This is a genomic window from Algibacter lectus (assembly GCF_900112395.1).
GTDB lineage: Bacteria > Bacteroidota > Bacteroidia > Flavobacteriales > Flavobacteriaceae > Algibacter > Algibacter lectus.
Window position 1 is genome coordinate 641,382 of record NZ_FOLN01000001.1, and the last position, 26,538, is coordinate 667,919.

Genomic DNA, 26,538 nt, shown 5'->3' on the forward strand with positions numbered 1-26,538 from the left:
TAATATTTAGTACTTAACAAATGAAAAAAATAACTCTAATATTTCTAATATTCTCTGGAATTTTACAAGCTCAGCAAAAGCCAAACATCATTTTCATTTTAACCGACGATCAATCTTACGATTTATTAGGCTGTACAGGAAACGCCATAGTGCAAACACCTCATATTGATAAACTAGCCAATAACGGAACTTTATTTACCAATGCTCATGTAACTAGCGCCATTTGCACACCAAGTAGAATATCCATTCTATTAAGTCAATATGAACGTAAACATGGTGTTAATTTTAATTCTGGAACAAGTGTTTCAGATACGGCCTGGAAAAATTCGTACCCTGTAATTATGCGCAACAATGGCTATTATACAGGATGGATTGGAAAAAACCACGCACCAATTGGAAAAGGTGGATATAACAGCGGACTTATGGAAAAAAGTTTCGATTATTGGTATGCTGGTCATGGCCATTTAGGATTTTACCCAAAGGATAATCATGACATTTTTAACGATGCTATTGCATTTACACAACCCGAAATTATAAATGAAGGGGTAGATGAATTTTTAGATCCAAATGCTCGAAAACTAAAAGGTGCTTTGCATTTTTTAGAAGAAAGACCATCGGATAAACCTTTCATGCTATCCATAAATTTCAATTTACCTCATGGTGCCAGTACGAATACCATGAAGCAAAAAGATTCTGATGATACTATCTATAAAACCTTATACAGAGATTTAGAAATTCCTTTACACAAAAATTATATTGCCAAAGCCGATATAAAAACACCTAAACTGCCTGAAAATCTTTTACATGTAGAAGACCGACAAACAGGCTATAATTATGTAGATACCCCTAAAGAGCTTAAAGAGCGTTACATTCGAGAATTACAAGCCATGACGGGTATTGACAGATTGGTTGGTAACCTTACAGCAAAACTAAAGGCATTAAAACTGCACAAAAACACGATAATTATTTTCACTTCAGATCATGGTTTATTTGGCGGCCAACAAGGCTTAGGAGGTAAAGCTTTGTGTTATGAGCAAACAACCCACGTACCTATTATTATTTTCAATCCAAACACACCTAAGAAAAATAGAGGTAAAAAAAGTGATGCGCTGGTGCAAACCATTGATATCGCTCCTACTATGTTAGAAATGGCAGGTATTAAAAAACCAAGTAGTTTTCAAGGAAAAGATATTTCTAACTTGGCAAATGGCGGTAAAAAAGAAGTTAGAGACTATGTGTTTACCGAAAACTTATGGTCTACCCATTTTGGAAATCCACGTTGCGAATCGGTTCAAAACAAGGAATGGAAATACATTAGATATTATAAAAACAATAATTTCTCTGCTACTAAAGAAATCAAATATGCTAAAGAATTAGGCATACCTGTAAACGAGATGCTTTATAATATGCACGACCCAGGTATTGCTGTTTATCGTGATTATATTGACGCGCCTTTAAATAATGAACAACCAGTTTACGAAGAATTATACCATTTAAAAGAGGATCCTGCAGAGCTACATAATTTAGTGAATAAGCAAGATCATGCTGAGGTTTTAAATACACTAAGAGCGCAATGGAAAATTGAAATTACACAAGCCAGAGGTACCGGAAAAGCTGAAGTTTTTAGATACACAAATGATTTATACCCAAAGGGAAAACATTAATTTATTGAATGGCATATTTTTTCCTGAATTTTAGAGGCGATACATGCATGAACTTTTGAAATTGCTTATGAAAAAATGGTAGCGATTCATAACCGCAAGCATAACCAATTTGTGCTATGGTTAAATCGGTATCAATCAGCATTCTACTAGCAATATTAATTCGGTATTCATTAAGAAATGTAAAAAACGGACGCCCCATCATTTTGCTAAAAAATCGCGAAAACGACTGTTCTGACATGCTCACTAAATCTGCCAATTCTTTCAAATAAATTTTTTCATGAAATCGCTTTTCAATAAAATCATGAATTTTACTCATTCTGCTGCCAAATTCAATAGGTAAATCGTCAATAAAATGGGCTTTAGATAATGTGGTATAATCACATTCTGATAAATCTGAAAGTAGATTCAATAACTCAATATATAATTGATGACTATCTAATTGAGTCATTTTTTTAATCCTTGGCAAAAAAGATGCAGCAACCTCTTTATCAAAAATAACACCTCGAGATGCACTAGTTAACATTCTAAACAAAGATTGCAATTCTGGTACTTTTGCATAGACACCCTTATTCCATTGGATTACAATAGACTTAGATTGTTTGCTAACATCACTATGGTTTTTCCAGCAATGTGGTAAATTAGAACGGAGTAGCACCAACTCACCAGGCTCATAAAACCCAACATAATCACCAATATATTTGGTACCAACACTTTCTTCAATATAAGTTAACTCATGCTGAGGATGAAAATGCCAAGGCGTATCAAAATGAGGAGCATTATATTCAAAAGCCAAAATAGATTGCTTTTTTCCTAACTCAATTTGTTCTAATACTGCCTCCATAAATATTCTATTTTATCACTATTAATTCAAAAATACACTTTTACAAACAGAATAAGCTACTTATTAATTAATATATATTATCTAAAAAAAACTGCTCGGTATTGAGCAGGTGTACGAGATGTAAAAAGCTTAAATTGTCTATGGAAGAAAGATAGATTTGGATACCCTGTTTCAAAAGCTATTTGCTCAATTGAAGAATCCGATTCTTTTAATAATTCACATGCTTTACTAACTCTGTATTCATTTAAATAGGAAGTAAATGTTTTCTTAAATGTTTTCTTGAAAAATTTTGAAAATGAAACTGGAGTCATAAAAACTAATTCTCCTAACTGAGAAGAATCAATTTTATCCTGATAATTATTATTTACAAAATCAATAATTTTTTCAATTCGTTTTGAAACAACAGCATCAACATCAAATCTTGCTCCTAAGCTTAATACTTCATACTTTTCTAATGATAATTCATGAAGTAATTTAATTACTTCAATTATTCTTAATGTAGGAGACATTCCTTTCATCAAAACCATTTTTTCTTCATAAATAGTTGAAACGTTTTCATTAAATATTAATCCATAGCTACTTTTACAAAGCAGTTTTTTAATTAGTAAAAATTCTTCTTTTTCCATCCAGCCTTCACCCAGTAAATTTTTATCAAACTGAATTACTGTAGACTTTGCAAGTTGCTTAGTTGTTTTATTTGTTTTCCAACAATGGGGTAAGTTTGGACCTAATAATACTAATTCTCCTGGGTGATAAGCTTTAATTGAATTCCCTACACTTCTTATACCTGTGCTTTCTGTGATAAAAGTCAATTCCCACTCAGGATGATAATGCCAAGGAGTTTCAAATTCAAGTTTTTCGAACACTCTATAATAAAATGACTCATTCGAATAATTAGATATAGGTTCAAAAACTGCCTTCATTATGTATATATTTTCACATTAGCTAAACAATAAACCAAATATATGGAAAAATAGTACACTTTATGACCAATCCTGTATTTAACAATCAGGCGTAGCTAATGGTACATTTACCTTATAATTTTAAAGGAATTAAAAATGCTATTTGATGTAATCGTTTCAGGAATGATGGTTGTAGATATTTTATCTGAAGTTCCATCTAACATAAAATCAGGAACAAAACACGAAGTTTCAAAAATAATTATTCAAGGTGGTGCACCTGCAGGAAATGCCGCTTGCGTAATTGCACAGTTAGGATTAAAAACCACTTTTTTGGGATATACCGCAGACAATACATTGAGTATGATTGCCAATCAGGAATTAATTAAATGTGGTGTTAATACCTCCTTACTCATTCAAAAGGAAGATTTTCAACCTGCAATTGCTGTTGTTGAAATAAATTCAGACAATGGAGAGCGAACGGTATTTTATTCAACAAATAATTACAAACCACTTCAACCCAAAGACCTAAATGAAGAATGGATTAAAAACAGCAGGTTACTATTTGTTGATGGTTACGATGTAGTTGGAAATTTGGAACTATTAAAAATGGCGAAAAAACACAATATCCCATCTGTTTTAGATATTGAAACAGGAGATATAAGTGTTTTAAAAGAAATGATTTCACTTGGAAGTCACATTATTTTGCCTTTGGAAGGAGCGCAAATGGTAAGTGGCTTAGAAAAACCTAAAGATTGTTTAAAAAGCCTAAGTTCATTAACTAAAGGTCAGTTAGTTATTACAGATGGTGCCAATGGTAGTTGGGCTCTTGAAAGCGATACAATTATTCATCAACCTGCTTTTCCTACAACAGTTGTTGATACAACTGGTTGTGGTGATGCTTTTCACGGCTCATACGCTGCCGCTTTATTAGAAGGCAAAAATTTAAAAGATAGATTGCAATTTGCTTCGGCATACTCATCAATAATAGCAAAACATTTTGGTGGAAGAAGCTATTTCCCAAGTACTGAAGAAATTGAACAACAAATACTAAAAAAATAAATTATGGAAACAGATATATTAGAAAAATCCGCCCTACATTCTATAAATCTAAATATAGACATCTTACAGCGCAAAGGTGTTGTAGCTGAAGAAATGGAAAAATTGATTTGTAAGGCTCGAAATAAACAAAATGTTAAAATTGGGCTTATCGGAATTGGTTTTGAGTTGCATTTTGATTGGGAAAAAGCAAAACAGTCCTATTCTGAAGCTGTAGAACAAACTAAAAGTGTTTTTAGCGTAAACAACGCATTATTAGCTTTAAAAGAGCCTGTTCAAACTAAAAAAGAATTATTAGACGTTTTAAATAATTTTAAAGCGGAAGGAATAAGCGGTTTAATTATTTACCAAGCTTCATACATTGCTGGAGACCTCGCTTTGGCCTTAGGAAATTGGTTACGTGAACACAATACCCCTTTATTAAGTTGGTCACATCCTGAAGTAACAGGAGGGCGATTAACCGCAAATAGGCTTTGTGGTCAAAACTTTTTATTAAACATTTTAAACTCATTGGAAGTTAAATACTCTTGGGTTTTCAACGCGCCTAAAACAAAACAATTAGATGTTGTTTTAGATCGATTAATTAGAGTTGTAAGTGCAAAAAAAAGAATGCAACATGCTAATATACTAATGATTGGAGGTATGCGAGTACCTGGTTTTTACGATTGTGAATTAAACGAAATGTCTATTGCTAAACATTTTGGCTTAGGAGTTGACAGAGTTGATATTGAAACGGTTTGGAAACATGGTAACAAATTTAAAAAAGAAGATATTAATGCCATTGTAAAAAAATTAATTAACGCTAAAGAATGTAAATATAAAAAAGTAAGCGAGCGCGAATTGTTTCTTTCTGTTCGTTTTAGTTTAGCAATTGCAGATTACGTTAGACGAGGCAATTATTTGGGTGTAGCTTTAAAAAACTGGCCAGAACTATTTGACAATTACCAAATTGCAGGTGATGGTGCTGGTGCTTTAGTTCAAGATCTAGGAATTCCAGTCGCTGATGAATCTGATATGGGAGGTTTACTTACCATGATTACGATGAACGAAATTAGTAATGGAAATGCTTTGCCTACTCTAACCGATTTATCAATTTTAAATTCTGACGAAAATAAATTAGGAATGTGGCATTGTGGTGGTTCTCCAACAAAATTACTTCGTAAAGGAACTGGCTTTGAAATACGAAACCATAGCATTTTAGATAATTATGATGAGGCGCAATCTTATGGAATGTTATTGGAATTTTTACTAGAAAAAGGACATATTACCATCGCTAAATATCAATATCCACATGCTTCTAGTATGCTTTCTTTTGAAGGTGAAATTGTAGATTCTCCAATGCGATTTAGAGGTGCTTATGGCGAAGTTGCACCTAAAAATGTAAAAGCCTCAGCAGTTGTAGGAACCATTTTAAGCAAAGGTTTAGATCACCATTGGATCATTGGTAGAGGCCATATTCAAGAAGATTTAAAAGAATTTAATCATTGGGCAAACATTGAAGATTTAGAGTTTGTCCAGTCTGGAACTACAGGACGAAGTATTCAAAAAAACTTAAACTACTAACATTAAAATATTCAAAAAATGAAAAATCAAGATTTAATACAATTATTAAACAATTATAGAGAGCAAAAAAAATGTATCATTGGGTTTAATATAAATGACATATACGACTTAAAAGCGGTTGCATTAGCTGCGGAAGAAGCAAATTGTCCGGTTATGGCAATGACCTACCCTCCTGTTGTTGAATTAAATTCAAGTTTATTATGTAAAAAAATGGTTGAAGGAATTCAAACTTATACAAAACAACCTATTTATTTACATTTAGATCATAGTGTGTCTGTAGATATGTGTAAACAAGCCATTGATGATGGCTATCATTCGGTTATGATTGATGGCTCTCAAAAAAGTTTGAAAGAAAACATCGCAATGACTAAAGAAGTCGTAAAATATGCTGAATCTGCCGGTGTTTTAGTAGAAGCCGAAATTGGAAAAATTATGGGGCGTAACGTTATTGTAAAATCTGATACCGACTTTTTAGCAAGTGTAGCCGACGTAAAAGCAATGGTTGAAGAAGCCAACCCACATATTATGGCTGTTGGTATTGGCACATCACATGGATTTACACCAAGAACTCCTAAAATTCATTTTGATAGATTGGCAGAAATATATGCGGCCGTAAGCGTTCCTTTAGTTTTACACGGTGGAACTGGTATTCCAGATGAAGATATTCAACGTTCTATCACAATGGGTGTCGCAAAGCTAAATGTAGGAACTATTGTTCACACAACTTATATGAGAGAACTATACAATGAAATTGGAAAAGACATTGCAGGTGCATATCCTCCGTATTTAATGAAAAACGTAATTCCAAAAATTAAAGATGTTGTACTTAGTAGATTGCATGCAGTGAATTACAAAAATGAGTAATTATGAATGAAATCCACCTGAAGAATGTGAAAAAACTACCTAATTAAATATTAATATAGGTGTTGATTACCTTAATGATTCTTCTTCAGGTTGACTTACTAAAAGGAAAACAATTTATCATTCTAATTTACTAAACATTGAAACTGCGGCCGTTTGAGATTCCATATATGCAGGTTTTTAAAAAGAAAAACATAAAACCCAACATAATCACCAATATATTTGGTGCTAACACTTTCTTCAATATGTACTAACTCATGCTGAGGATGAAAGTGCCAAGGCGTATCAAAATAAGGAGCATTATATTCAAAAACCAAAATAGATTGCTTTTTACCTAACTCAATTTGTTCTAATACTGGCTTCATAAATATTCTATTTTATCACTATTAATTTATAAATACACTTTTACAAACAGAATAAGTTACTTATCAGCTAAAAAAGGCTATAAATACATCGCATATTATATTCAATTTTGTTAAAAATTCAACTCATGGAAAAAAGCAAAATTTCAGACCCATTCAAAAAAGCAAGACTTGAAAAAGGTTTTGGAAAAATGAATGACCAAAACGATCCTGTAACAATGATTTTAGGTCATAAAGATGTTCGTAAATCTGCTCATAATTGGAAAACATTTCAATCTGGAGGAGAAGAAGTTGGCAGAATTGTAGTTCCTTCTGAAGTTCATATTAGAGACACGCGTCAAATTCCTTTTGAAGTGGATCCGCCAGAACATAAAGGCTATAGAGATATAGTAGAACCTTGGTTTAAGCGCCCTTTAGAAGCAAAATATCAAGAAAACCTATCTCAAATCATTAACAATGTAGTTGATGAAGCATTATCAAAAGAAACAATTGAAGTTGTTGAAGAATTTGCTTTAAAACTACAATCTAGAGCCTTAACTATATTATTAAATGTGCCTCCGGAAAAAGCAGATTTATGGATTTCTTGGGGAACTCATGTATTTAGAAGCGAAGACACTGCACTAGATAGTAGTAAAGCTAATATTTTATATGATTATATTGATGCAGAATTAGATAAAGCTATTGCTAACCCTGGAAATGATTTGTACTCTGTACTATTGGCTTCAGAAAATAATGGTACAAAATTAACTAAGGAAGAAGCAAAAGGAGTCATGATTTTAACCTTTGCAGGAGGTAGAGATACGGTTATTAATGCAGTAACAAACTCCATAGCTTATTTTGCAGAGCATCCGCAAGCTTTAGAGCGTTTGCGTGATGAGCCTGAAATAATGAACACTGCCATCGAAGAACTTATACGTTACTTCTCGCCATTAACACAAATGGGACGCGTTGTTACAGAAGACACTCAAGTTTGTGAGCATGCTTTAAAAGCACAAAGCAGAATATCTATGTGTTGGGCTTCGGCAAATAGAGATGAGCGTGTTTTTGAAAAAGCAAACGAGGTGGTTTTAGACCGAAAAGTAAATCCGCATGTTGCTTTTGGATTCGGAACTCATAACTGTTTAGGTGCCACTCACGCGCGTCAAATTATGAGAATTTTGTTAACTGTACTTACACAAAAAGTAAAATCTATGGAGATTTTAGATTGTGAAGAAAACATAGAAAATCTTGATGAATTTAAGCGTAAAGTTGGCTTTGATAGTATTCAAGTAAAATTTAATAAACTCTAAAAAAAAACGAAAATGGCTAAAATAACATTTATAACAAGTGATGGAAATACAACAATTGTAGAAGGTTCTACAGGGTCTGTGATGGAATTAGCAGTTCAAAATAAAATTAAAGGTATTGATGGCGACTGCGGTGGCGTTTGCTCATGCGCAACTTGCCATGTACATGTTAATCCAGAACAATGGGACAAAACGGGAGCGCCTGATGAACTTGAAAATGATATGCTAGAATTTGATGATAACGTAAGTGAATACAGTCGTTTATCTTGTCAAATGAAAGTTAGTGAAGATCTAGACGGACTTATCTTAACCGTTGCTAAATAACATTTTAATGAGCAGCACAACACAAAATAAGGTTTGTATAGTAATTGGAGCAAGTCATGCCGGTGTTAATTTTGCCTTTGCACTTCGAAGAGAAGGTTGGGAAGGAGAAATTATCCTGTATGATAACGATAAGGAATTCCCTTATCATCGTCCACCACTTTCTAAAGCCTATTTGACTAGTGAAGAAGGAACGGAACAAAGTTTATTATTTCCGAAGGAAAACTATAAAACCGATAACATTGTTTTAAAATTAGGTATCGCTGTAAACACTATAAACAAAGAAGAAAAAACAATTACTCTCGCTAATGGCAGCGTACAACAGTATGATAAATTAGTAATTGCAACAGGCGCTCGACCGTTCATCCCTCCTATTCAAGGTCTAGATTTGGCAAAAAACGTTTTTCCAATGCGTACTGCTGAAGATGCTATTAATATTAGAAAAACCATAAATAACTCACTTACAAAAAGAGCTGTAATTATTGGTGGAGGATATATAGGTTTAGAAACCGCCGCATCATTAAAAAAACTAGGTGCAGATGTTGTTGTTTTAGAAAGAGAAGAACGTGTTTTAGCCCGAGTTACAGCACCAGTAATGTCAGACTTTTTCACGCAATTACATCAAAATAATGGTGTTAAAGTTCTCACTAGAAAAAATGTAGTTTCTATTGAAAACAAAGATGATCACAACGTTGTGGTTTGTGATGATGGCACTAAATTAAATGCCGATTTAATTGTTGTTGGCGTTGGTATTAAAGTGAATAGTGAACTCGCTCAAAATGCCGGAATTGTCATTGAAAACGGTATTAAAGTAGATGAAACCGCCAAAACGAATGATCCTAATATTTATGCTATTGGCGATTGTACGTATCATTTTAATCCGCATTACAAATATCATTTGCGTTTAGAATCTGTTCAAAATGCGGTAGACCAAGCTAAAGCTGCAGCAAAAGCCATTTGTGAGCAAGAAGTAGTATACGATACCATTCCTTGGTTTTGGTCGGATCAATTCGATGTAAAACTTCAAATTGTAGGTCTTTCAAAAGGTTATAATCAGATTATTATACGCCAAGAAGAAGCCGAAAACAGCTTTTCAACCTGGTACTTTAAAGACGACGAATTACTAGCTGTAGACGCCGTTAATTTTGCCAAAGCTTATGTGTTGGGAACAAAATTCATCAAATCAAAACAAAAACTAGACAAATCTAAAATCTCAGATTTATCCATACCATTTAAACCAAACAGCTTTTTAGCTTAAAAAAATAAAATTATGCCTATTACATCAAAAGCAGCCATTGCAAAGGGAGACGGCACTTTCATTATTGATACCGTAACCGTTGCAGATCCTAAACCAGATGAAGTTATCGTTAAAATAAAAGCTGCTGGTTTATGCCATACAGATCACGATTCTCTAAACTGGGGAAAACCTATTGTTATGGGGCATGAAGGCGCCGGACTTGTTACCGCAATAGGTAGCGCTGTTTCGAGCGTAAATGTAGGCGATGCTGTTATTTTAAATTGGGCTACTCCTTGCATGACGTGTTTTCAGTGTCAAGAAGGAAACCAACATATTTGCGAAAACAACTCCCCAGTAACCGCTGGTGGCAATGGTTATACACCAGGTCATGCTCATATAGAAGGCACACTTTGGGACAACAACCCTATCGAGCGTTCATTTAATATAGGTACCATTTCAGAATATACTTTAGTAAAAGAATCCGCTTGCGTAAAGATTGAAAATAATATACCAATGCCTTCCGCAAGTATTATAAGCTGTGGTGTTATGACGGGTTATGGCTCGGTAGTAAATTCTGCAAAACTTCAAGCTGGTAGTTCGGCTGTTGTTTTAGGCACAGGAGGTGTTGGCCTTAACGTTATTCAAGGTGCCAGAATATCTGGTGCAGCTAAAATTATTGCTATCGATATCAATCAGGAGCGATTAGAAATGGCAAAACAATTTGGCGCAACTCACACTATATTGGCCGATAAAAATGATACAGGTTTAATAAAAGCTTCGGAAGAAGTTAAAAAAATGACCAACGGTAGAGGTGCCGATTATGCTTTTGAATGTACCGCCATTCCAGAATTAGGAGCTGCACCTTTAGCCATGGTTAGAAATGCAGGAACAGCAGTTCAAGTAAGTGGTATCGAGCAAGAGATCACTATCGATATGAGATTGTTTGAATGGGATAAAATCTACATTAACCCTTTGTACGGTAAATGTCGCCCGCAAATAGACTTCCCTAAATTAACAAACCTCTATGATAAAGGAGATTTAATGTTAGATGAAATGATTACGCGAACCTATCCGTTAGAAAATTTACAACAGGCATTTGATGATATGCTTACTGGTAAAAACGCAAAAGGTGTTATTGTTTTTGAATAAAAAAATTTAATTGAAAATGAAAAAACTCTATATAGTATTATTTACTTGTACATTATTTAACAGCTTGTTATATGCGCAAACACCTGCTCCGGAAGGAAAAAAATGGGTAAAAATCGATAATCTTTCCGATGAATTTGATGGAAAAAAATTAGATAATAAAAAATGGATAGGCGATCCTGAAAAGCATCCAGACTTCGGATGGATTGGAAGACCTCCTGCCCTTTTCAAAGAAAGCTCTATAAAAGTCAACAAAGGTTTCATGGAAATTGAAGTTGGAAAATTAGATAAAACCATCACTAGCCTAAAATATAAAACACCATCCATTTACAACTATTACGGTGGTATCATTAGAGCGGTTCAACCTATTTCATACGGTCATTATTTTGAATCTAAATTCAAAATGAGTAAAACCGAAATGGGCGGTGGCTTTTGGTTAATGTCTAGAAATAATTGTGGTAAAAAACACGAAATAGACATTACAGAATCTGTTGGAAGTGTATCGCCTCTAGCTAAAGACTGGGGAAAAATTTGGGACAAAATAATGCATTCTAATACCATTTTTAGAAAAACAGAATGTAACGAAGCTACTAGAAGTCAAGACATGATAATTCCTGATGTTAAAAATTCTGATAAATTCTATACGTATGGTTGTTGGTGGAAAAGTCCAACCGAACTGTTATTCTATCTCGATGGAAAACATGTATATACCATAAAACCACCTGTAGATTTTGATCAACAACTCTTCATTCATTTTTCTATTGAAAGTTACGACTGGAATCCAATTCCTGAAGATGGCGGAAAAGTTGCTAGTGCAAACAAAGAAGACCGAACTGCTTTCATTGATTATATAAGAACTTATAAGTTAGTAGATTCAAAAGACTAAAACTTCAAATAAAATAGTATACAAAATGAAAAAATACGCATCAATCATAATCTTAATTTGTACCATTAACTTGTTAACGGCTCAAAGTAGAACCGTTGAAATTCTAAAAGACTGGAAGTTTTCTAATTACGATTATGGAGCGGCTTTTCAAGAAAATTTTGATGATGCGGAATGGGAAAACGTTACCGTACCTCATGATTGGGCAGTAAAAGAAGATTTTAACTTCACCCATGATATCCAACTAACCATGGTGATTCAAGATGGTGAAACCAAGCCAAAATATAGAACAGGAAGAACAGGTGCTTTACCTTATGTCGGTATTGGATGGTATAGAACAAAACATACTATTTCGGCAGCCGATTTAGAGGAAAAGGTTCAATTGATGTTCGATGGAGCCATGAGTAATGCTAAGGTTTACGTAAACGGCAAATATGTTGGTGAGCGCCCATTTGGTTATATTTCTTTCTACTTTGATATTACTAAATTCTTAAAACCCGGAGATAACACCATTGCTGTTAGGTTAGAAAACTTCAATAGTCAATCGCGTTGGTATCCTGGTGCTGGTTTGTACAGAAAAGTATCAATCACTAAAATGAATAAAACCCATATTAAAACATGGGGAACCTTTGTTAGCACACCTCAAATCACTAAAAAACAGGCTTTAGTACATTTAGATTTAGAAGTTTTAGGTGAAGGTGATTACACGCTGTTAAATGAAATTATCGATCCAAACGGAAAACAAATTACACAAAGTTCAAAATCTATTTCTCTAAATGGCGAAGAGAAACTATCTGAAGATTTTAAAGTTACAAAACCGCAACTTTGGGATATTAAAACACCTCATCTTTATAAATTAAAAACGTCAATTTTAAAAAATGGAAACCTAGTTGATTCTTATATTACTAATTTCGGAATTAGAAGTATTCGTTTTGAACTAGACGGCTTTTATTTAAACGATAAAAAAACACGGTTTAAAGGCGTGAATATGCATCATGATTTCGGGCCTGTAGGTGCGGCTTTTCATAAGGAATTATTTGTGCGTCAAATGAAAAAGATGAAAGAAATGGGCGTAAATGCTATTCGATTTTCTCATAACCCGCCTGCTCCTGAAGCTTTAGATATTTGTGATGAAATGGGTATTCTAGCCATTGATGAGGCTTTTGATGAATGGCAATTAGGCAAGGTTTTAAATGGGTATTCTAAACAATTCGATTTATGGGCTAAAAAAGATCTTAGCGACATGATTTTAAGAGATAGAAATCACCCAAGTATCATTATGTGGAGTATTGGAAATGAAATTATGGAGCAATACCAACATGACCCTAATAACATTACTGCTTACCTAAATGATATTGTAAAAACACTAGATACCACTCGTGCTACTACCGCTGGCTTTAACTCCGCTAATAATGCTTTAGAAAGTGGTATGGCAGCTACAGTTGATGTGGCTGGATTTAATTATAAACCGGGGATTTATCATAAAATAAGAGAACATTATCCAAATTTAAAGTTTTATGCAAGTGAAACAGGAGGTGCGTTAAGTACTAGAAACTCCTATAAATTCCCTGTAGTTTTTGATACGCTACAAAATAAAAGAGGAACCTCTGTAAATACAGAATTGTATGCTGATGGTCAACCAGGAAACTATGAGAACACCAATGTACCTTGGGGATATGCACCATACAAAGAATTAGCCTCACAAGAATATAACGATTTTGTTTATGGTGATTTTATTTGGACGGGTTACGATTATTTAGGCGAACCATCTCCATACCACACAGCAAAATCAAGAAGTTCTTACTTTGCTCCTGTTGATATGGTAGGTTTAGAAAAAGACAAATTCTATTTATACAAAAGCGAATGGAATGAAGATGCTGAAGTTTTACATGTCTTCCCGCATTGGTCACTCCCTGAAATGACAGGTAAAGAAATCCCTGTGGTTTGCTATACCACTTACGACAAAGCTGAACTGTTTGTAAACGGCAAAAGTTATGGTATCAAAACGAAAGAAAAACCACTTGTACCAGAATTTCTAGCTAAAGACATAAAAAAAGAAGCTTCGGGTGGTACAACTATGGCTCAGTTAAAAGCCTATGCCATGGTTTGGGAACATGTTGTTTACGAGCCTGGTGAAGTTAAAGTTGTTGGATATAACAAAAAAGGTAAGAAAGTAGCAGAAACTAAACGAGTTACTCCTGGCAAACCTCATCATATTCATATTAAAAATGAAGTACAAAAAATAAACGATGGTGAAGTTGCCGTGTACGTGGTTTCGGTTGTAGACAAAGACGGAAATTTAAACCCACATTACAACAAAACCATGAGTATTGAAGTTAGTGGTGCCGCTCAATTTTTAGCATCAGGAAATGGAGATCCAACCAATGTACAAAACCTATCGAAACCTACTAGAGATTTTTTTAACGGACAAGCTGTTATTTATGTACAATCCAAATCAAAAGGAGCCATTGTATTAAAAACAGTTTCAGGTGAGTTAGAAGGCACAAATACAGCAGTTATTGTAAACTAAGCAAGCAGTATGGAATCAAAATTTAGAACTACAGAACTATCCAACCCAGAATTTGAAAGTAATAATCTTCGATTTATAACGGTAAAAACGCCTAATTTAAGAGGTCGTGGCGATATTTGTGTATTTGTACCACCAATGAAGAATCTTAAAGATATTCCTATTGTAACATTATTGCATGGTGTTTATGGAAGTGCTTGGATTTGGACGCACAAAGCTGGTGTTCATTTTACGGCATTAAAAATGATGGAACTTGGTATCTTAAAGCCTATGGTTATTGCTATGCCTTCGGATGGCTTATGGGGCGATGGTTCTGCATATTTACCACACAATAGTAAAAACTTTGAAAACTGGATCGTTGAAGATGTAAATAACGCTATTATTGAAAATATTGATTGTACGAGTACTAAATCTGATTTGTTCATCTCAGGGTTATCTATGGGTGGCTATGGCGCTTTACGTTTAGGAGCAAAACATCCAGAAACTTATAGTGCTATTTCCGGACATTCTTCCATAACCGATATTACACAAATGCATTTATTTGTGGAAGAAGATGAAGCCCTTTACACCGAGAAAGAGCAAACAGAAACTTCTGTTTTGGATATGATACTAAGTAATAAAAACAACTTGCCGCCTACCCGATTTGATTGTGGTAAAGATGACCTCTTAATTGAACATAACAGAAAACTTCACAACCAATTAATAGCACAAAAAATCCCTCATGTCTATGAGGAATTTGAAGGAGCTCATGAATGGCCTTATTGGCAAGAGCATATTAAAAAGTCCTTGTTATTTTTCAATAATATTAATACTTAATTTTTAATGCTCCTGAAAGCTTGAAAACCTTCAGGAGCATAAATTATATTAATTATTCAACTTGAATTACCACCAAATTACTTTTAAGATTTGGTGCTTTAGCTTTTATATTCATCTTTCCTGTTTTATCTTTTAAAGACTGTACTAACAATAAAGCTTTTCCTTTGAAAGTTATGATTTTATTCGATTGAAAATCTTGAATATTATCCTTTGAGCCATTATCAACACCCAAAACTTTAACATTACCATCTACATTGAAAGTTAATTCTGCATTTTCAGTTTTTACTTCTAAACCATCTTTATCCACTAATTGAGCAATGATGTGAGCTACATCATACCCATCGGAATTTAAAGTGGTCTTATCTACAGATAATTTAATGGCCACAGCAGCAGATGTCGTTTTTAATACAGACTCAACCTCTTGTCCTTCAAAACCTGCACGCGCTGTTAATGTGCCAGCTTCAAAAGGAACTACCCAGCGTAAAATTCTATCAGGATTATCACTTAAACTTCTACTTCCCAAGGAACGATTATTTAAAAACAATTCTACTACATGGTTATTTGTTGGAACTTCAACCACCACTAACTCTCCTGGTTTATAATTCCAATGCATGTTGGCTTTACTATTATTCCAATTCAATACTTTTTTAGAAGATACTACTGCTTTTCCACTTAAAGAATCGCTTTCAAAACCAGAACCTTCTAAAGGTGTTGTGCCAATAGACACATGTGGTTTATTCACCCAAATACTTTTAAAATAATACCAACCTTGCTTCTTAAAACCTGCAAAGTCTAATAAATCGCCATCCCATCCTTTTTGAGGCCATTTATTTGTAGCCTCGCCCATGTAATCGATACCTGTCCACATAAACATACTAAACACCATCGGGTTTTCTATAATAGAATTCCAATCTTGCCAACCGCCTGAGTTCTCTGTACCGGTAAATAATTTATTCGGATAGTTTTTCTTACTCCAATGGTACTGATTGGTTTGATAACTAAACCCAACCACATCTAAAGCATCGGCATAACCAGAAGCTAAACTTGCTACGGGTATAATTAAATTAGCGGTTACAGGACGTGTTTGGTCCATTTCTTTAACCCACTTAGATAATCGCTTTGCGGTTTCGGCTAATTTAAATTTTCTGTCTGGCAACGCATTGTAACGCGCTTTCATTTCTTCTTTAGTTAAATGCGGAATTTTATTCCAATACCCACCTTTTACTTCGGGATCCCATAAACCACTTACATGCTTATAGCCCTCATAAGTCCATTCAATCTCATTACCAATACTCCATTGAAATACAGAAGGATGGTTTCTATCTCTTAACATGGTTCTCTTTAAATCGCTTTCTCCCCATTTTTGAAAATGTTCAGTATAACCTCTAGTAATGTACTGCACACTTTTTTCATTCATGTTGTGCTGCTTATCTTTTGGGTTATCCATTTCATCAAAAATTTCATTTTGAACTAAGAATCCCATCTCATCACAAAGATCTAAGAATTCTTCTGAAAAAGGATTGTGAGAGGTACGGATAGCATTTACACCACCTTCTTTCAAGATTTGTAATCTTCTTTCCCAAACACCTTTAGGAACAGCAGCACCAACCAAACCTGCATCGTGATGCAAACAAACACCCTTTACATAAGTTGGTTTACCGTTTAGGAAGAAACCTTTGTCTTTATCGAATAATAAACTCCTTATTCCAAAAGGCGTTGTGTAGGTATCTATCACTTTTCCTTTTACAGATACGTTGGTAATTACTTTATATAAATTAGGATGCTCTGTATCCCATAACTTAGGATTTGCGACTTGCAAACTTTGTAAAACCTCTAATTTTTTACCTGAGCCTATTTTTGTTTCTTTCTCTTGAAGGGTAACCGTTTTACCTTGGTTATCAATAATTTTTGTGATTAACGTGATATTCTGATTTTTACTATAACCATTTTTAATTTTGGTCTGTATTTGAACCGTTGCAACTTCTGTACTAACTTCGGGTGTAGTTACAAAAGTTCCCCAAATAGGAATATGTAATTTATCTACCGTTATTAACTTTACATGTCTGTAAATACCACTTCCTGTATACCAACGGCTGTCCACATAACGAGAATGATCTACATGTACGGTTAATATATTTTTAGTGCCGTCTGTCTTTAAAACTTCAGTTAAATCGAAATAAGTTGGTGAATAACCATATGGATTTTCGCCTAATAATTTACCATTTAGCCAAAAGGTTGCATTATTATATACACCATCAAACAAGACAAATACATTTTTGGATTCAGCATCAGCAGGCGCATCAAAATGTTTTTGATATATGCCAACACCACCTGGTAAATATCCCGTAGCACCATCTAAATCTTCACTAAACGACGCTTCTACACTCCAATCGTGTGGCAAGCGCACATCTCTCCATTTAGTATCATCTAAAGGTAAATTTGTTGGAGTTTTAGTATCTTCAACTAATGTGAATTTCCAATTAAAATTAAAATCTTGAGTTCGTTCTTGTGCATAAAAACTATTGCACCACACTAATAACATCAATAATAATCCTAGTCTTCTCATTGCTTTTCTTCCCATTTTATAATTATTCACTACTAAAAACATTAACGGATTGTAAAAAATAAAGTACTTGTATCTAAGGCTCCTTTAGATTTATTTTCGTCGTTAATATCTCTAATTAATGCTTCTACAACATAAGTTGCAGATTTAGACATTTTTTTATCTACATTGCATACAACCTCCATATGTCCATAACCTGGATACACATCAATTGTTTTTTCAAAAACTTTTTTATTCCACTTTTCTTTTAGTTTATCTGTAGTTTCAGAAATTTTTATATAAATTTTCCTGTGTTCATTTGCCTTAAAACTTAAAGGAATTTTCAACCCGTCAGTCACTTCCATTAAGGTTTCTACTTCCGAAAAAATGATGCTTTCATTATATAAATTTAAACCCTTCTCATAAGACTGATCGATATCTTTAGCATCAACATCAACCAAATCATACCCTCTTACCCAATCATAATACACTGTATTTTTACTAGGGTCTGCTAATTCTTCATCTGTTGGTAATTCTATCCAAGGAAACGGGTACGTTTCAGATACCAATCGCATATACATAGGTCTGTTAAAAGGCTTGTCAACTATCTCATCATAAAACTTCATGTGCTTAGGAGCTCTATCATCGTAATAAAGTGTTGCTGTTTTTTCATCTCGCCACCAACCACCATACACATGAAAATCTTTTGAAGCTAACTCTTTATTAACAAACTTTACAGCCGGCGCTCTTAAATCGTGCCTTTTCTTATCGCAGTCTGTGTACCAAAAGTGACCATTAGAATTCATGCCATTAGAAAAGAAACTACCTGCAAAATCACCGCTTCTACCAATACATTCTTGTATATCCCATTCTTGACCATATTTATCGCATCCATTCGGGCCATCTTCAGCACCTGTGGTCGAAAACCAAAATGTAGTGGACATGGTAGTTGCGGCCGCTTTTGCACGACACTCATAGTACCCAAGAAATGCCGTTTTTTTTGAAACGACTGCACCTCCAGCAATATTAAATTTTAGCTCTCTACCATAGGCTTTTACAATGGTATCTTTTTCTAACTTCTCTCCTTTAATTTGCAAAAAACCATTTTTCACGGATACCTGTGAAGGCAAAAATATACCTGGTTCTCTACCTTTCCATGAAGGATGATAATCGTACCATTTATCTGAATCTAAAGTCTCACCATTAAATTCATCTGAAAAACTAGGGTTAATTACCCAACGCTTCCCTATTGGTGGTTCTGGTGGTCCGGATTGTGCATTTACGTGGCATATACTCGCAAATATTAAGAGTAAGCCTATATATTTTTTCATAGCAGTGTTATTTTATAAATCTATTTTGATTGTTTTATTGTTTTTCTTGATGGCTTCAATATCAAAAAGGTGTTTTACATTAGCTCCTTCACCTACTTCAATAGCATACATGTTTGATTGTAAAACCTTTGGTTTATAAGTATTTCCTTTTATTCTTAAAGAAGACACTACGGCTTTGGTGTATTGATTTCTAATGGTAACAACTTGATTCGGTTTGTTCAATTGTAACTCAGGTAATTCGAAACCATTTTTAATTAAAAAATTATCTTGTTGATTGAAGGTTACCGGCCATCCATCATAAGGCTTTGCATTAGGTGCAAACATATCTACATTTCTTGCCCAACACTCATAAGTAGTTTGGCGAGACGCTTTATTAAAACGAATAATACCATATCCTGAAGCCCTGCCATTTAATAGGTTTTCTTTTGCTGTATTATCGTCATGTGTTGGATTAGCTATTGCGTGTACCGTTATTTTATTGTGAAAAGCATCCAAATACTCGCCGGTATAATTAGGCCTTCCTTTTACATGATTTTTACCTGGAGCATCGGGTTTAAACCAACGCATCCAAAAGTTTGAAGCTGCAGGCACTGCAAAAGAATATCCTGCATTATTCCAATCTTCAATTCCATGATGCAATACCGAACCCAAATGTTGATCGCCAGCAATCATACATGAAAAACTTTTTCTAATAACAGACAATGCTTTGTTTCTACCTGCTTGAGGCCAACCATTAGAATCTACACTATACCGTTGCTTTTTTTGCAATGTTGGCGAATGTGTAGTTACGTTAGCAAAAATGGTTTGAGATAAAACGGCTTTCATTTCGGCATCTTTCCAATCGGTAGTCCAAGCTTCTAGAAAATCTAATTGTCGGTCTCCTAACAAAGTTGCTCCTTGTACATCCATTTCGCGAGTGTCTTCAAAACGTCCTTTCTCTAAAACACGTTTAGGACCAGATTTAAACTTTCTATCTTCTAAAATCGCAAAACTTATACCGCCCCAATTATAATCTGTATAATACACTCCAATGCCTTGTTCTACTGGTGTAGGATCAAAAGGATCGGGTAAATGACTTGTTTGTGCACGCTCCACCTCTTTAATATATTCCACAGGCATATAGTAACCTCCAAGATTCCCGTCTCTATTTGGTGACTTTCTGCCGCCATCTCCCCATAAATTACCTTGCCCTATATCATGATCGTCTGGTATAACAATGGTTGGTGTATTTCTAATAATATCTCCAAAAACTTCTCCAAATTTTAACCAATATCCGTAATGGTCACTATGATCGTAAGATTGGTCTCCTGCAAAAAAGAGCACATCTGGCTTTAGGGTATTTAAATTATTAAGAATATCATCTGCAGGTCCTTGTCCGCCATGTCTCTTATAAATGGACCAACAAGAAAACGCCGCCATAATAAGTTCTTCTTTATCTTTTGGATTTTTGCGTATTATACCATCATAAAAAAATTGATTTTTATAAGCTACTCGGTATTCTTTTTCTTGAGTATCATCCCAATTATCTATTCTGAAATGAGCTGTATAACCAGGATATTGAATTCTCGCTTCCTGAACATCTTCCCATTTATTATTATTCTTAATTTGTAATAAAGCCGTAAACGGGTTGTAATCTTTAACAGGGTAAAATTGTGCTGTTAGCTTTAAAGTTTGCTCATGTACCGTGTACAAAGCAAAACAGATTGCATTGTTTTTTTTAACGTTAGATATTTCGGTTGATTTTTGTGCATGAACCAAACTTAACGCGAGAAAAAAGCAGATATAAAACAGAATATTCTTTTTCATTCTTTATTCGTTTTATGTTATAATTTTAGTTTGTAATCATGAGCTCCAGGAGCAAAATTGCTGCGAAACACCTCCGTTCCATCACCACGTTTCCCCCATTTCACTTCAACTCTATTGTCTCCTAAAACAACGTTTTTCAACTTCTCTTTCATTTTTTCTGCAATGCTTGCATACTTTTTATCAAAGGCTAAATTGTTGATTTCATTCGGATCGTTTTTCATATCATACAATGCAGGATCTAAGTCTTTATAACTCGCATGTAATGCCCAATCCATATTTTCGCCACGTTTTTTATCAGGACGCGTTTGCATAGAAAACACATATTCTTTAGTTCGAATAAAAGCTCTAGGACCTGTAACAGCATGACTTTCGCCTACAATATAATCTCTTGACGGAATAGATTCTGATGCTATTTTAGCCATATCCAAACCATCTAAATAATTAAATTTTTCATCTTCTAATTTAGCACCCGATGCTGCTAAAATGGTTGGAGCAATATCAACAAACTCAGTAAAATCTCTTACCACCTTTCCTGCTGGAAATGCTTTTTTATCTGACGATACCACTACTATTGGATTATGACTATCAATTTCCCATGATGAAAACTTAGAAACAGATCCGTGATCGTTCAACTTCCAACCATGATCTCCACAAACGTAAACAATGACCCAAGGTTGTTTTTTTGCTTCGCTATATTTGATAAAAGCATCTGTAGCTTCACCTATTAAAGCATCGCCATAAGCACAAAAAGCATAATAATCTTGAATCATTTTTTGCTTTTCTTCATCTGTAAAGTCATCTGAATACGCATTATTAATTTGTTTTTTTAATTGCTTAGGCATGTTTTCTAATTCCTTCTTATTAAAAGCAGGAACCTTATAAGTATATTTTTGAAAACGGTTTCTATAACTTGCGGGAGGCAATACGGGCGTATGAGGAAAATCGAATCCGATATGGCAAAACAACGGCTTCTCTGTATTTACACCTTTAAAGTTTCTAGAACCTACAGTGAATTCTTGATTTTCATTTTTTAAATAATCTTCAAATATTGAAGCATAGTAACCATCTCTTGTTTTTCCCGCTTTTCGGCTACTAACACCAGAAAAAATCATTCCTTCATAATCGGACTTTGGGTCTTTTTTACTATATTTTCTAAATAAATCATACTTTGCAACAGATGTAGTAGCTGTACCTTTATACTTGGTAAACTTGCTTTCTAAATCTTTAGGTATAACGTATTCAAATTTACCTTCAGGAGTTACAAAAAACTCTAAATTCTTAATTGGTTTATCAAATTTCTTTCCATCCAATTCGTAAAACCAATCTTTTCCCCAATCGGTTAAACCATCTCGCCTTAATTGCTTAAAATCAATATTCTTTTGGAACACTTCCGCAGATTTTAATTTTCCATTTTTCGTTGTTTTTAAACGAAAACCGAGTTTACCAATATGCAAAGTCTCATACCCTAAATCGGCCATTTGTTCTGGCAAGCTAGGTTTAGAATGTTCTGCTTGATTATTATGATATTCAAACTCATACACTCCAGACCTGAAAGGATAACGTCCCGTCATCATTGAAGCTCGCGAAGGTGCACAACCTGTTGCCTGACAATAGGTATTTATAAAAGTAGTCCCCATTTGAGTTAATTTGTCTACGTTTGGTGATTCTACATAACCCAATGCACTCATTTCTCGACCATCTAGAATTTTATTAAAAGCGCGAATAGCATCATAACGCTGATCGTCTGTTAATACCCATAAAATATTTGGTTTAGGTTGTTCTGTTTGCTGTGCATTTACATATTTAAACGTCACCAAAAACACAACACACAGTAATTTACTTATCTCTTTAAATTTCATTATATAGACTTTGCTTTTAGAGCGGTGATGTATGTATAATAAACACCGTAAGATTCGTTTTCGTTTATAAAGTTATTAACCAATAATGTTTTTCCTTTTTTCAAATGCACTCTAAATGTAACGGCTTCTTGCTGTTCACTTATTTCTTGTTCTAATATTTGATTGGCAATTTTTATTTGAACTTTTTTGGGGTGAATTGTTTTGTATTCATATAAGTTTTTAGGATTTTCTGAAGGTATACCCCAAATAGGTCCTGGACATTCTTTAGGCCAACGTCTGCATGATACTAAATAATCGCCTTCTTTTTCTACCTCAATAGCGTGCGTATTATTTTTGTTTTTAACACCATTAGCAACCTGCTCTGGTTTCCAGATACCACTATCTTCTCCAATGGCATGCTGAATAGTTAATTTAATTTCTTGCTGTGCCACGTTACCAATAATACTAACCGGTAATTCGTTATATTCGAAGTTCAACTTAGTTTCATTTATAAAACTTAAATTTTCTGCCGTGAGTTCTTTTACTATTTCTGGATATGCTGTTGCTAAATTCTTATTTTGTTTGGGATCTTTATCAATGTTGTATAATTTATTTCCATTAATTAATCGCCACTCGTTTTTAATGATACTCGAATTTTTGATTGCTTCTGGCGGTCTCCAATCTTGTCGGTTATGTAAAAAAACAGTGCGTCCCGTTTCATCTAAATTTTTATTTAATATTGAAGAAGAAAAATCTATACCATCTAGAGGCATAGCGTTAGGAGTTGATATATTACACAAAGACGCCAAAGTTGGAATTAAATCAACATGAGCGGCGACACTATTGATTTCTTTCCCGCCATCTATATGTCCTTTTGGCCAATGAATAAAAAACGGAACGCGATGTCCACCTTCTTCCTTATCACCTTTTGTCCCTCTAAAACCTTTATTATATCCATATCTTCCATCTTTGCTGTATCCGAATCGGGTACCATTATCGCTCATAAAAATAAGAATGGTATTCTCTATCAAATCTTGCTGATTTAAAAACCGATATAATTTCCCGAAATTCTCATCTATATTAGCAATCATACCATAAAGATTCGCGCTAATAATTTCTTTACCTTCTAAATACTGATATGGTTTAGCGTATTTTTCATCTACTCTTAAGGGATCATGCGGAGCGTTTAAAGGCAGATACACAAAAAACGGATTTGCCTTATGCTCTTCTATATATTTTATGCTCTCATTAAACCAAATATCTGTGCAATAGCCTTCGAATTGTTTTGGCTTATTGTTGATATGATATACATCATCAAAATAGCTATTTCCCCAATAATCCGATAATTCTCCAACACCACCAGCTAAATGATTTATTGCTGTATCAAATCCGCTATCTGTAGGCCTTGTTGGATAATTATCACCTAAATGCCATTTACCAAACAAAGCCGTTTGATATCCATTATGCTTAAATACATCTGCCATTGTTAAGGCATTAGCCGACAAAGCATCTCTTCCTTTAAAAGTTGCCCAAGCACCGTTATTTATAGGGTAACGCCCCGTCATAATCGCAGCTCTTGTTGGTGTACAAAGTGGACTTACATGGAAATTAGTCATTCTTACCGATTTTTCGTAAAAAGAATCGATTTCGGGAGTTTTTAACCATGGATTTCCTTGGCAACCTAAATCTCCAATCCCTAAATCGTCTGCTAATATTAAAATAACATTAGGGCGTTCTTGCTCTTTTTCTTGAGCAAAACAGATTGCATTCAGCTGTAAGCAGAAAATGAATAAAAATATAACCTTCCCATTCATGTTATATTTCTTCTTAAAAAAAATTTCAGCAAACACCATTAATGATTTATTTAAAAATTATAATGCTTTAATCTTCGTGAGCACCAACATCACCACCAATATTATTTTCGGTGTAACCTTCTAAAACAATTCTAAAAGCATGAGCATAATCTGTTGGGAATGCTTTGGGAGTTTGAATAACAAGTCCTTTTTTAGTTCTTTCCCATTCAATAGTTTCGTTACTACCTAGTAATTCAATTTTTAAAATTCGAGAATTTAATGCCCCAATTTCAGTGCTTAATGTTTTTATTACAATCTCGTTTTCTGGCTTATCCATTACGATAGCAAAGAATTCTTTATCAGATTTTTTAGTAAATCGAATGTCGGTATTCTTGTAAGCTATTTTAACCTTGTCTTCTACTTTATGTCCTCCTTCTGGTAAACGTGTTGGGCCTTCACCAAAAACAATCCAAGGGCGTGTGCCATAGATAGCATCTCCATTTACATTTAACCAAGCTCCCATATCTATAAGTAAATCTTCCATAACCTGAGGAATAGATCCATCAGGATTTGGTGGTACATTTAACAGCATTAAACCGTTTTTAGAAACAATATCTACCAATATATCTACCAATTCGTTTGGAGATTTAAACTGAGCTCCAGGGCGATAAAACCATGCTCCGGGTGATGTATCTGTTAACCATGGGTTTTCTTTTGGCTGATTTGGACGCCCGCGTTCGTAATCTTTTATAGCTGTAGTTTCTGTAAATGTGGTTTCTTTATAACAAACAGCAACATCTTTATTCCATTCTAAACCTTTGTTGTAGTAATAAGCTAAGAATTTAAGACGAGATTCCTCCGTCATGTTTTCTAACCACCAATCAAACCAAATTAAATCGGGCTGATAAACATCAATAAACTCCTTTAACTTCGCCCACCAATCTTCATAAAATTGAGCATCTGGAGTATCAGAATCTAATGCATGTGGATTTGTATATAAATCATAATCTTTTGGATCAATACCGCCGTGTGCATGAGCCGGCGCAAAGTATTTCCATGTAAATGCGTGATGGAAAGATCCCATAAATTTTAGACCTTTGGCTTCAATTTCTTTTTTTAGCGCCGCCGAAGGATCTATACCTCCGTAATTCATAGAATTCCAACGTGTTGCTTTACTATCCCACATTGCAAAATTATCGTGATGCATGGCTACTGGACCAGCAAATTTAGCGCCTGATTTCGCAAACAAATCTGCCCATTTTTTAGCATCAAAACCAGTAGTTTCAAATTGTTCTATAATGTGTTTGTAACCAAAATCTTTTGGATGTCCATATTTCTTTGAATGATGTACGAAATTATTAGAAGGTTTTCCATTAGGCTGAGGCACAATCTTGCCATCTACATACATTTTCATCCCATGCCAACCTGCATACCATTTATCTGGATCGGCACCTTCAAAAGCAGATGATACAGGTCCCCAATGTGCATAGATTCCAAATTTGGCATCTTTGAACCAATCTGGTGCTTGATTTACTGTTTCTATTGATTTCCAATTTTCTTTAAAAGATTCTCTATTCTGGCTATTTATGTAATTTGAAACACAAAATACTAGAATGAATAAGAATAACGAAGGGCGCTTAATAAGTCTCATTTGATTAATTTATAAATACATATACAAAGGTCGCAGAAACCATATTCTTTCATTATTCGCTTGTGTAAAAGACAATAACAAATGGTTTTTTTAGCGTTTTTTTATCTAAAAC

Annotated in this window: 20 protein-coding genes; 11 read left to right on the forward strand and 9 right to left on the reverse strand. The window is 34.2% G+C overall.

Going from position 1 to position 26,538, the window contains the following annotated elements; translation table 11 throughout:
• The first annotated feature begins 20 nt into the window (after nt 1–20).
• Nucleotides 21–1,664, forward strand: coding sequence for a sulfatase-like hydrolase/transferase (locus tag BM246_RS02265; protein ID WP_074935613.1), 1,644 nt, complete (start codon nt 21–23; stop codon nt 1,662–1,664).
• A 1-nt stretch (nt 1,665) separates the two neighbouring features.
• Here BM246_RS02265 and BM246_RS02270 read toward each other — a convergent pair whose 3' ends face one another.
• Nucleotides 1,666–2,505 carry an AraC family transcriptional regulator gene (locus tag BM246_RS02270; protein ID WP_074935614.1) on the reverse strand — a complete coding sequence of 280 codons (840 nt, stop codon included), beginning with the start codon at nt 2,503–2,505 and terminating at the stop codon, nt 1,666–1,668.
• A 77-nt stretch (nt 2,506–2,582) separates the two neighbouring features.
• Nucleotides 2,583–3,428, reverse strand: coding sequence for an AraC family transcriptional regulator (locus tag BM246_RS02275; protein WP_074935615.1), 846 nt, complete (start codon nt 3,426–3,428; stop codon nt 2,583–2,585).
• A gap of 135 nt (nt 3,429–3,563) precedes the next feature.
• On the opposite strand from BM246_RS02275, the gene BM246_RS02280 reads away from it, so the two are divergent.
• The 3 genes from BM246_RS02280 to BM246_RS02290 are packed head-to-tail and all read left to right on the forward strand — an operon-like array spanning nt 3,564 to nt 6,890.
• Nucleotides 3,564–4,466, forward strand: a complete 903-nt coding sequence (locus BM246_RS02280) for a carbohydrate kinase family protein (protein WP_074935616.1) — start codon at nt 3,564–3,566, stop codon at nt 4,464–4,466.
• Nucleotides 4,467–4,469: 3 nt separating this feature from the next.
• On the forward strand, nt 4,470–6,026 hold the full coding sequence (locus tag BM246_RS02285; protein WP_074935617.1) for an L-fucose/L-arabinose isomerase family protein: 1,557 nt from the start codon (nt 4,470–4,472) through the stop codon (nt 6,024–6,026).
• 18 nt (nt 6,027–6,044) lie between these two features.
• On the forward strand, nt 6,045–6,890 hold the full coding sequence (locus BM246_RS02290; protein WP_074935618.1) for a class II fructose-bisphosphate aldolase: 846 nt from the start codon (nt 6,045–6,047) through the stop codon (nt 6,888–6,890).
• Nucleotides 6,891–7,012: 122 nt separating this feature from the next.
• Here BM246_RS02290 and BM246_RS02295 read toward each other — a convergent pair whose 3' ends face one another.
• A complete protein-coding gene (locus tag BM246_RS02295) occupies nt 7,013–7,252 on the reverse strand; it encodes a cupin domain-containing protein (protein WP_042498918.1) in 240 nt (79 codons plus the stop codon).
• Between the two features lie 125 nt (nt 7,253–7,377).
• Here BM246_RS02295 and BM246_RS02300 point away from each other — a divergent pair, with 125 nt between their 5' ends.
• Genes BM246_RS02300 through BM246_RS02330 form a run of 7 tightly spaced genes read left to right on the forward strand, consistent with a single transcriptional unit; the run spans nt 7,378 to nt 15,465 of the window.
• Entirely contained in the window at nt 7,378–8,538 is a 1,161-nt protein-coding gene (locus tag BM246_RS02300; RefSeq protein ID WP_074935619.1) for a cytochrome P450, read from the forward strand.
• Nucleotides 8,539–8,550: 12 nt separating this feature from the next.
• Nucleotides 8,551–8,859: a 2Fe-2S iron-sulfur cluster-binding protein gene (locus BM246_RS02305; protein ID WP_074935620.1), complete on the forward strand. Its 309-nt coding sequence runs from the start codon at nt 8,551–8,553 to the stop codon at nt 8,857–8,859.
• Nucleotides 8,860–8,866: 7 nt separating this feature from the next.
• Complete coding sequence (locus BM246_RS02310) at nt 8,867–10,114, forward strand: NAD(P)/FAD-dependent oxidoreductase (protein ID WP_074935621.1); 1,248 nt, start codon at nt 8,867–8,869, stop codon at nt 10,112–10,114.
• Nucleotides 10,115–10,126: 12 nt separating this feature from the next.
• Nucleotides 10,127–11,242, forward strand: a complete 1,116-nt coding sequence (locus BM246_RS02315) for a Zn-dependent alcohol dehydrogenase (RefSeq protein ID WP_074935622.1) — start codon at nt 10,127–10,129, stop codon at nt 11,240–11,242.
• A 16-nt stretch (nt 11,243–11,258) separates the two neighbouring features.
• On the forward strand, nt 11,259–12,125 hold the full coding sequence (locus BM246_RS02320; protein ID WP_074935623.1) for a LamG domain-containing protein: 867 nt from the start codon (nt 11,259–11,261) through the stop codon (nt 12,123–12,125).
• A gap of 25 nt (nt 12,126–12,150) precedes the next feature.
• Entirely contained in the window at nt 12,151–14,652 is a 2,502-nt protein-coding gene (locus BM246_RS02325; RefSeq protein ID WP_074935624.1) for a glycoside hydrolase family 2 TIM barrel-domain containing protein, read from the forward strand.
• Nucleotides 14,653–14,661: 9 nt separating this feature from the next.
• On the forward strand, nt 14,662–15,465 hold the full coding sequence (locus tag BM246_RS02330) for an alpha/beta hydrolase (RefSeq protein ID WP_074935625.1): 804 nt from the start codon (nt 14,662–14,664) through the stop codon (nt 15,463–15,465).
• Between the two features lie 52 nt (nt 15,466–15,517).
• On the opposite strand, the gene BM246_RS02335 is transcribed toward BM246_RS02330, so the two are convergent.
• The 6 genes from BM246_RS02335 to BM246_RS02360 all read right to left on the reverse strand — a co-directional run bounded on the left by BM246_RS02335 (nt 15,518) and on the right by BM246_RS02360 (nt 26,426).
• Nucleotides 15,518–18,031: a glycoside hydrolase family 2 TIM barrel-domain containing protein gene (locus BM246_RS02335; protein WP_231961804.1), complete on the reverse strand. Its 2,514-nt coding sequence runs from the start codon at nt 18,029–18,031 to the stop codon at nt 15,518–15,520.
• 41 nt (nt 18,032–18,072) lie between these two features.
• Nucleotides 18,073–19,338 (reverse strand): family 16 glycosylhydrolase, encoded by a 1,266-nt coding sequence (locus BM246_RS02340; protein ID WP_074935626.1) that lies wholly within the window; start codon nt 19,336–19,338, stop codon nt 18,073–18,075.
• A 12-nt stretch (nt 19,339–19,350) separates the two neighbouring features.
• Nucleotides 19,351–21,144 carry a metallophosphoesterase family protein gene (locus tag BM246_RS02345; RefSeq protein WP_074935627.1) on the reverse strand — a complete coding sequence of 598 codons (1,794 nt, stop codon included), beginning with the start codon at nt 21,142–21,144 and terminating at the stop codon, nt 19,351–19,353.
• A gap of 17 nt (nt 21,145–21,161) precedes the next feature.
• Nucleotides 21,162–23,003 (reverse strand): sulfatase-like hydrolase/transferase, encoded by a 1,842-nt coding sequence (locus tag BM246_RS02350; protein WP_074935628.1) that lies wholly within the window; start codon nt 23,001–23,003, stop codon nt 21,162–21,164.
• Nucleotides 23,003–24,796, reverse strand: coding sequence for an arylsulfatase (locus BM246_RS02355; protein WP_042504632.1), 1,794 nt, complete (start codon nt 24,794–24,796; stop codon nt 23,003–23,005). The genes BM246_RS02350 and BM246_RS02355 overlap by 1 nt, the downstream gene beginning before the upstream one ends.
• Nucleotides 24,797–24,863: 67 nt before the next feature.
• The gene (locus tag BM246_RS02360; protein ID WP_074935629.1) at nt 24,864–26,426 is read right to left on the reverse strand and encodes an alpha-L-fucosidase; all 1,563 of its coding nucleotides are present in this window, start codon (nt 26,424–26,426) and stop codon (nt 24,864–24,866) included.
• Nucleotides 26,427–26,538: the final 112 nt, after the last annotated feature.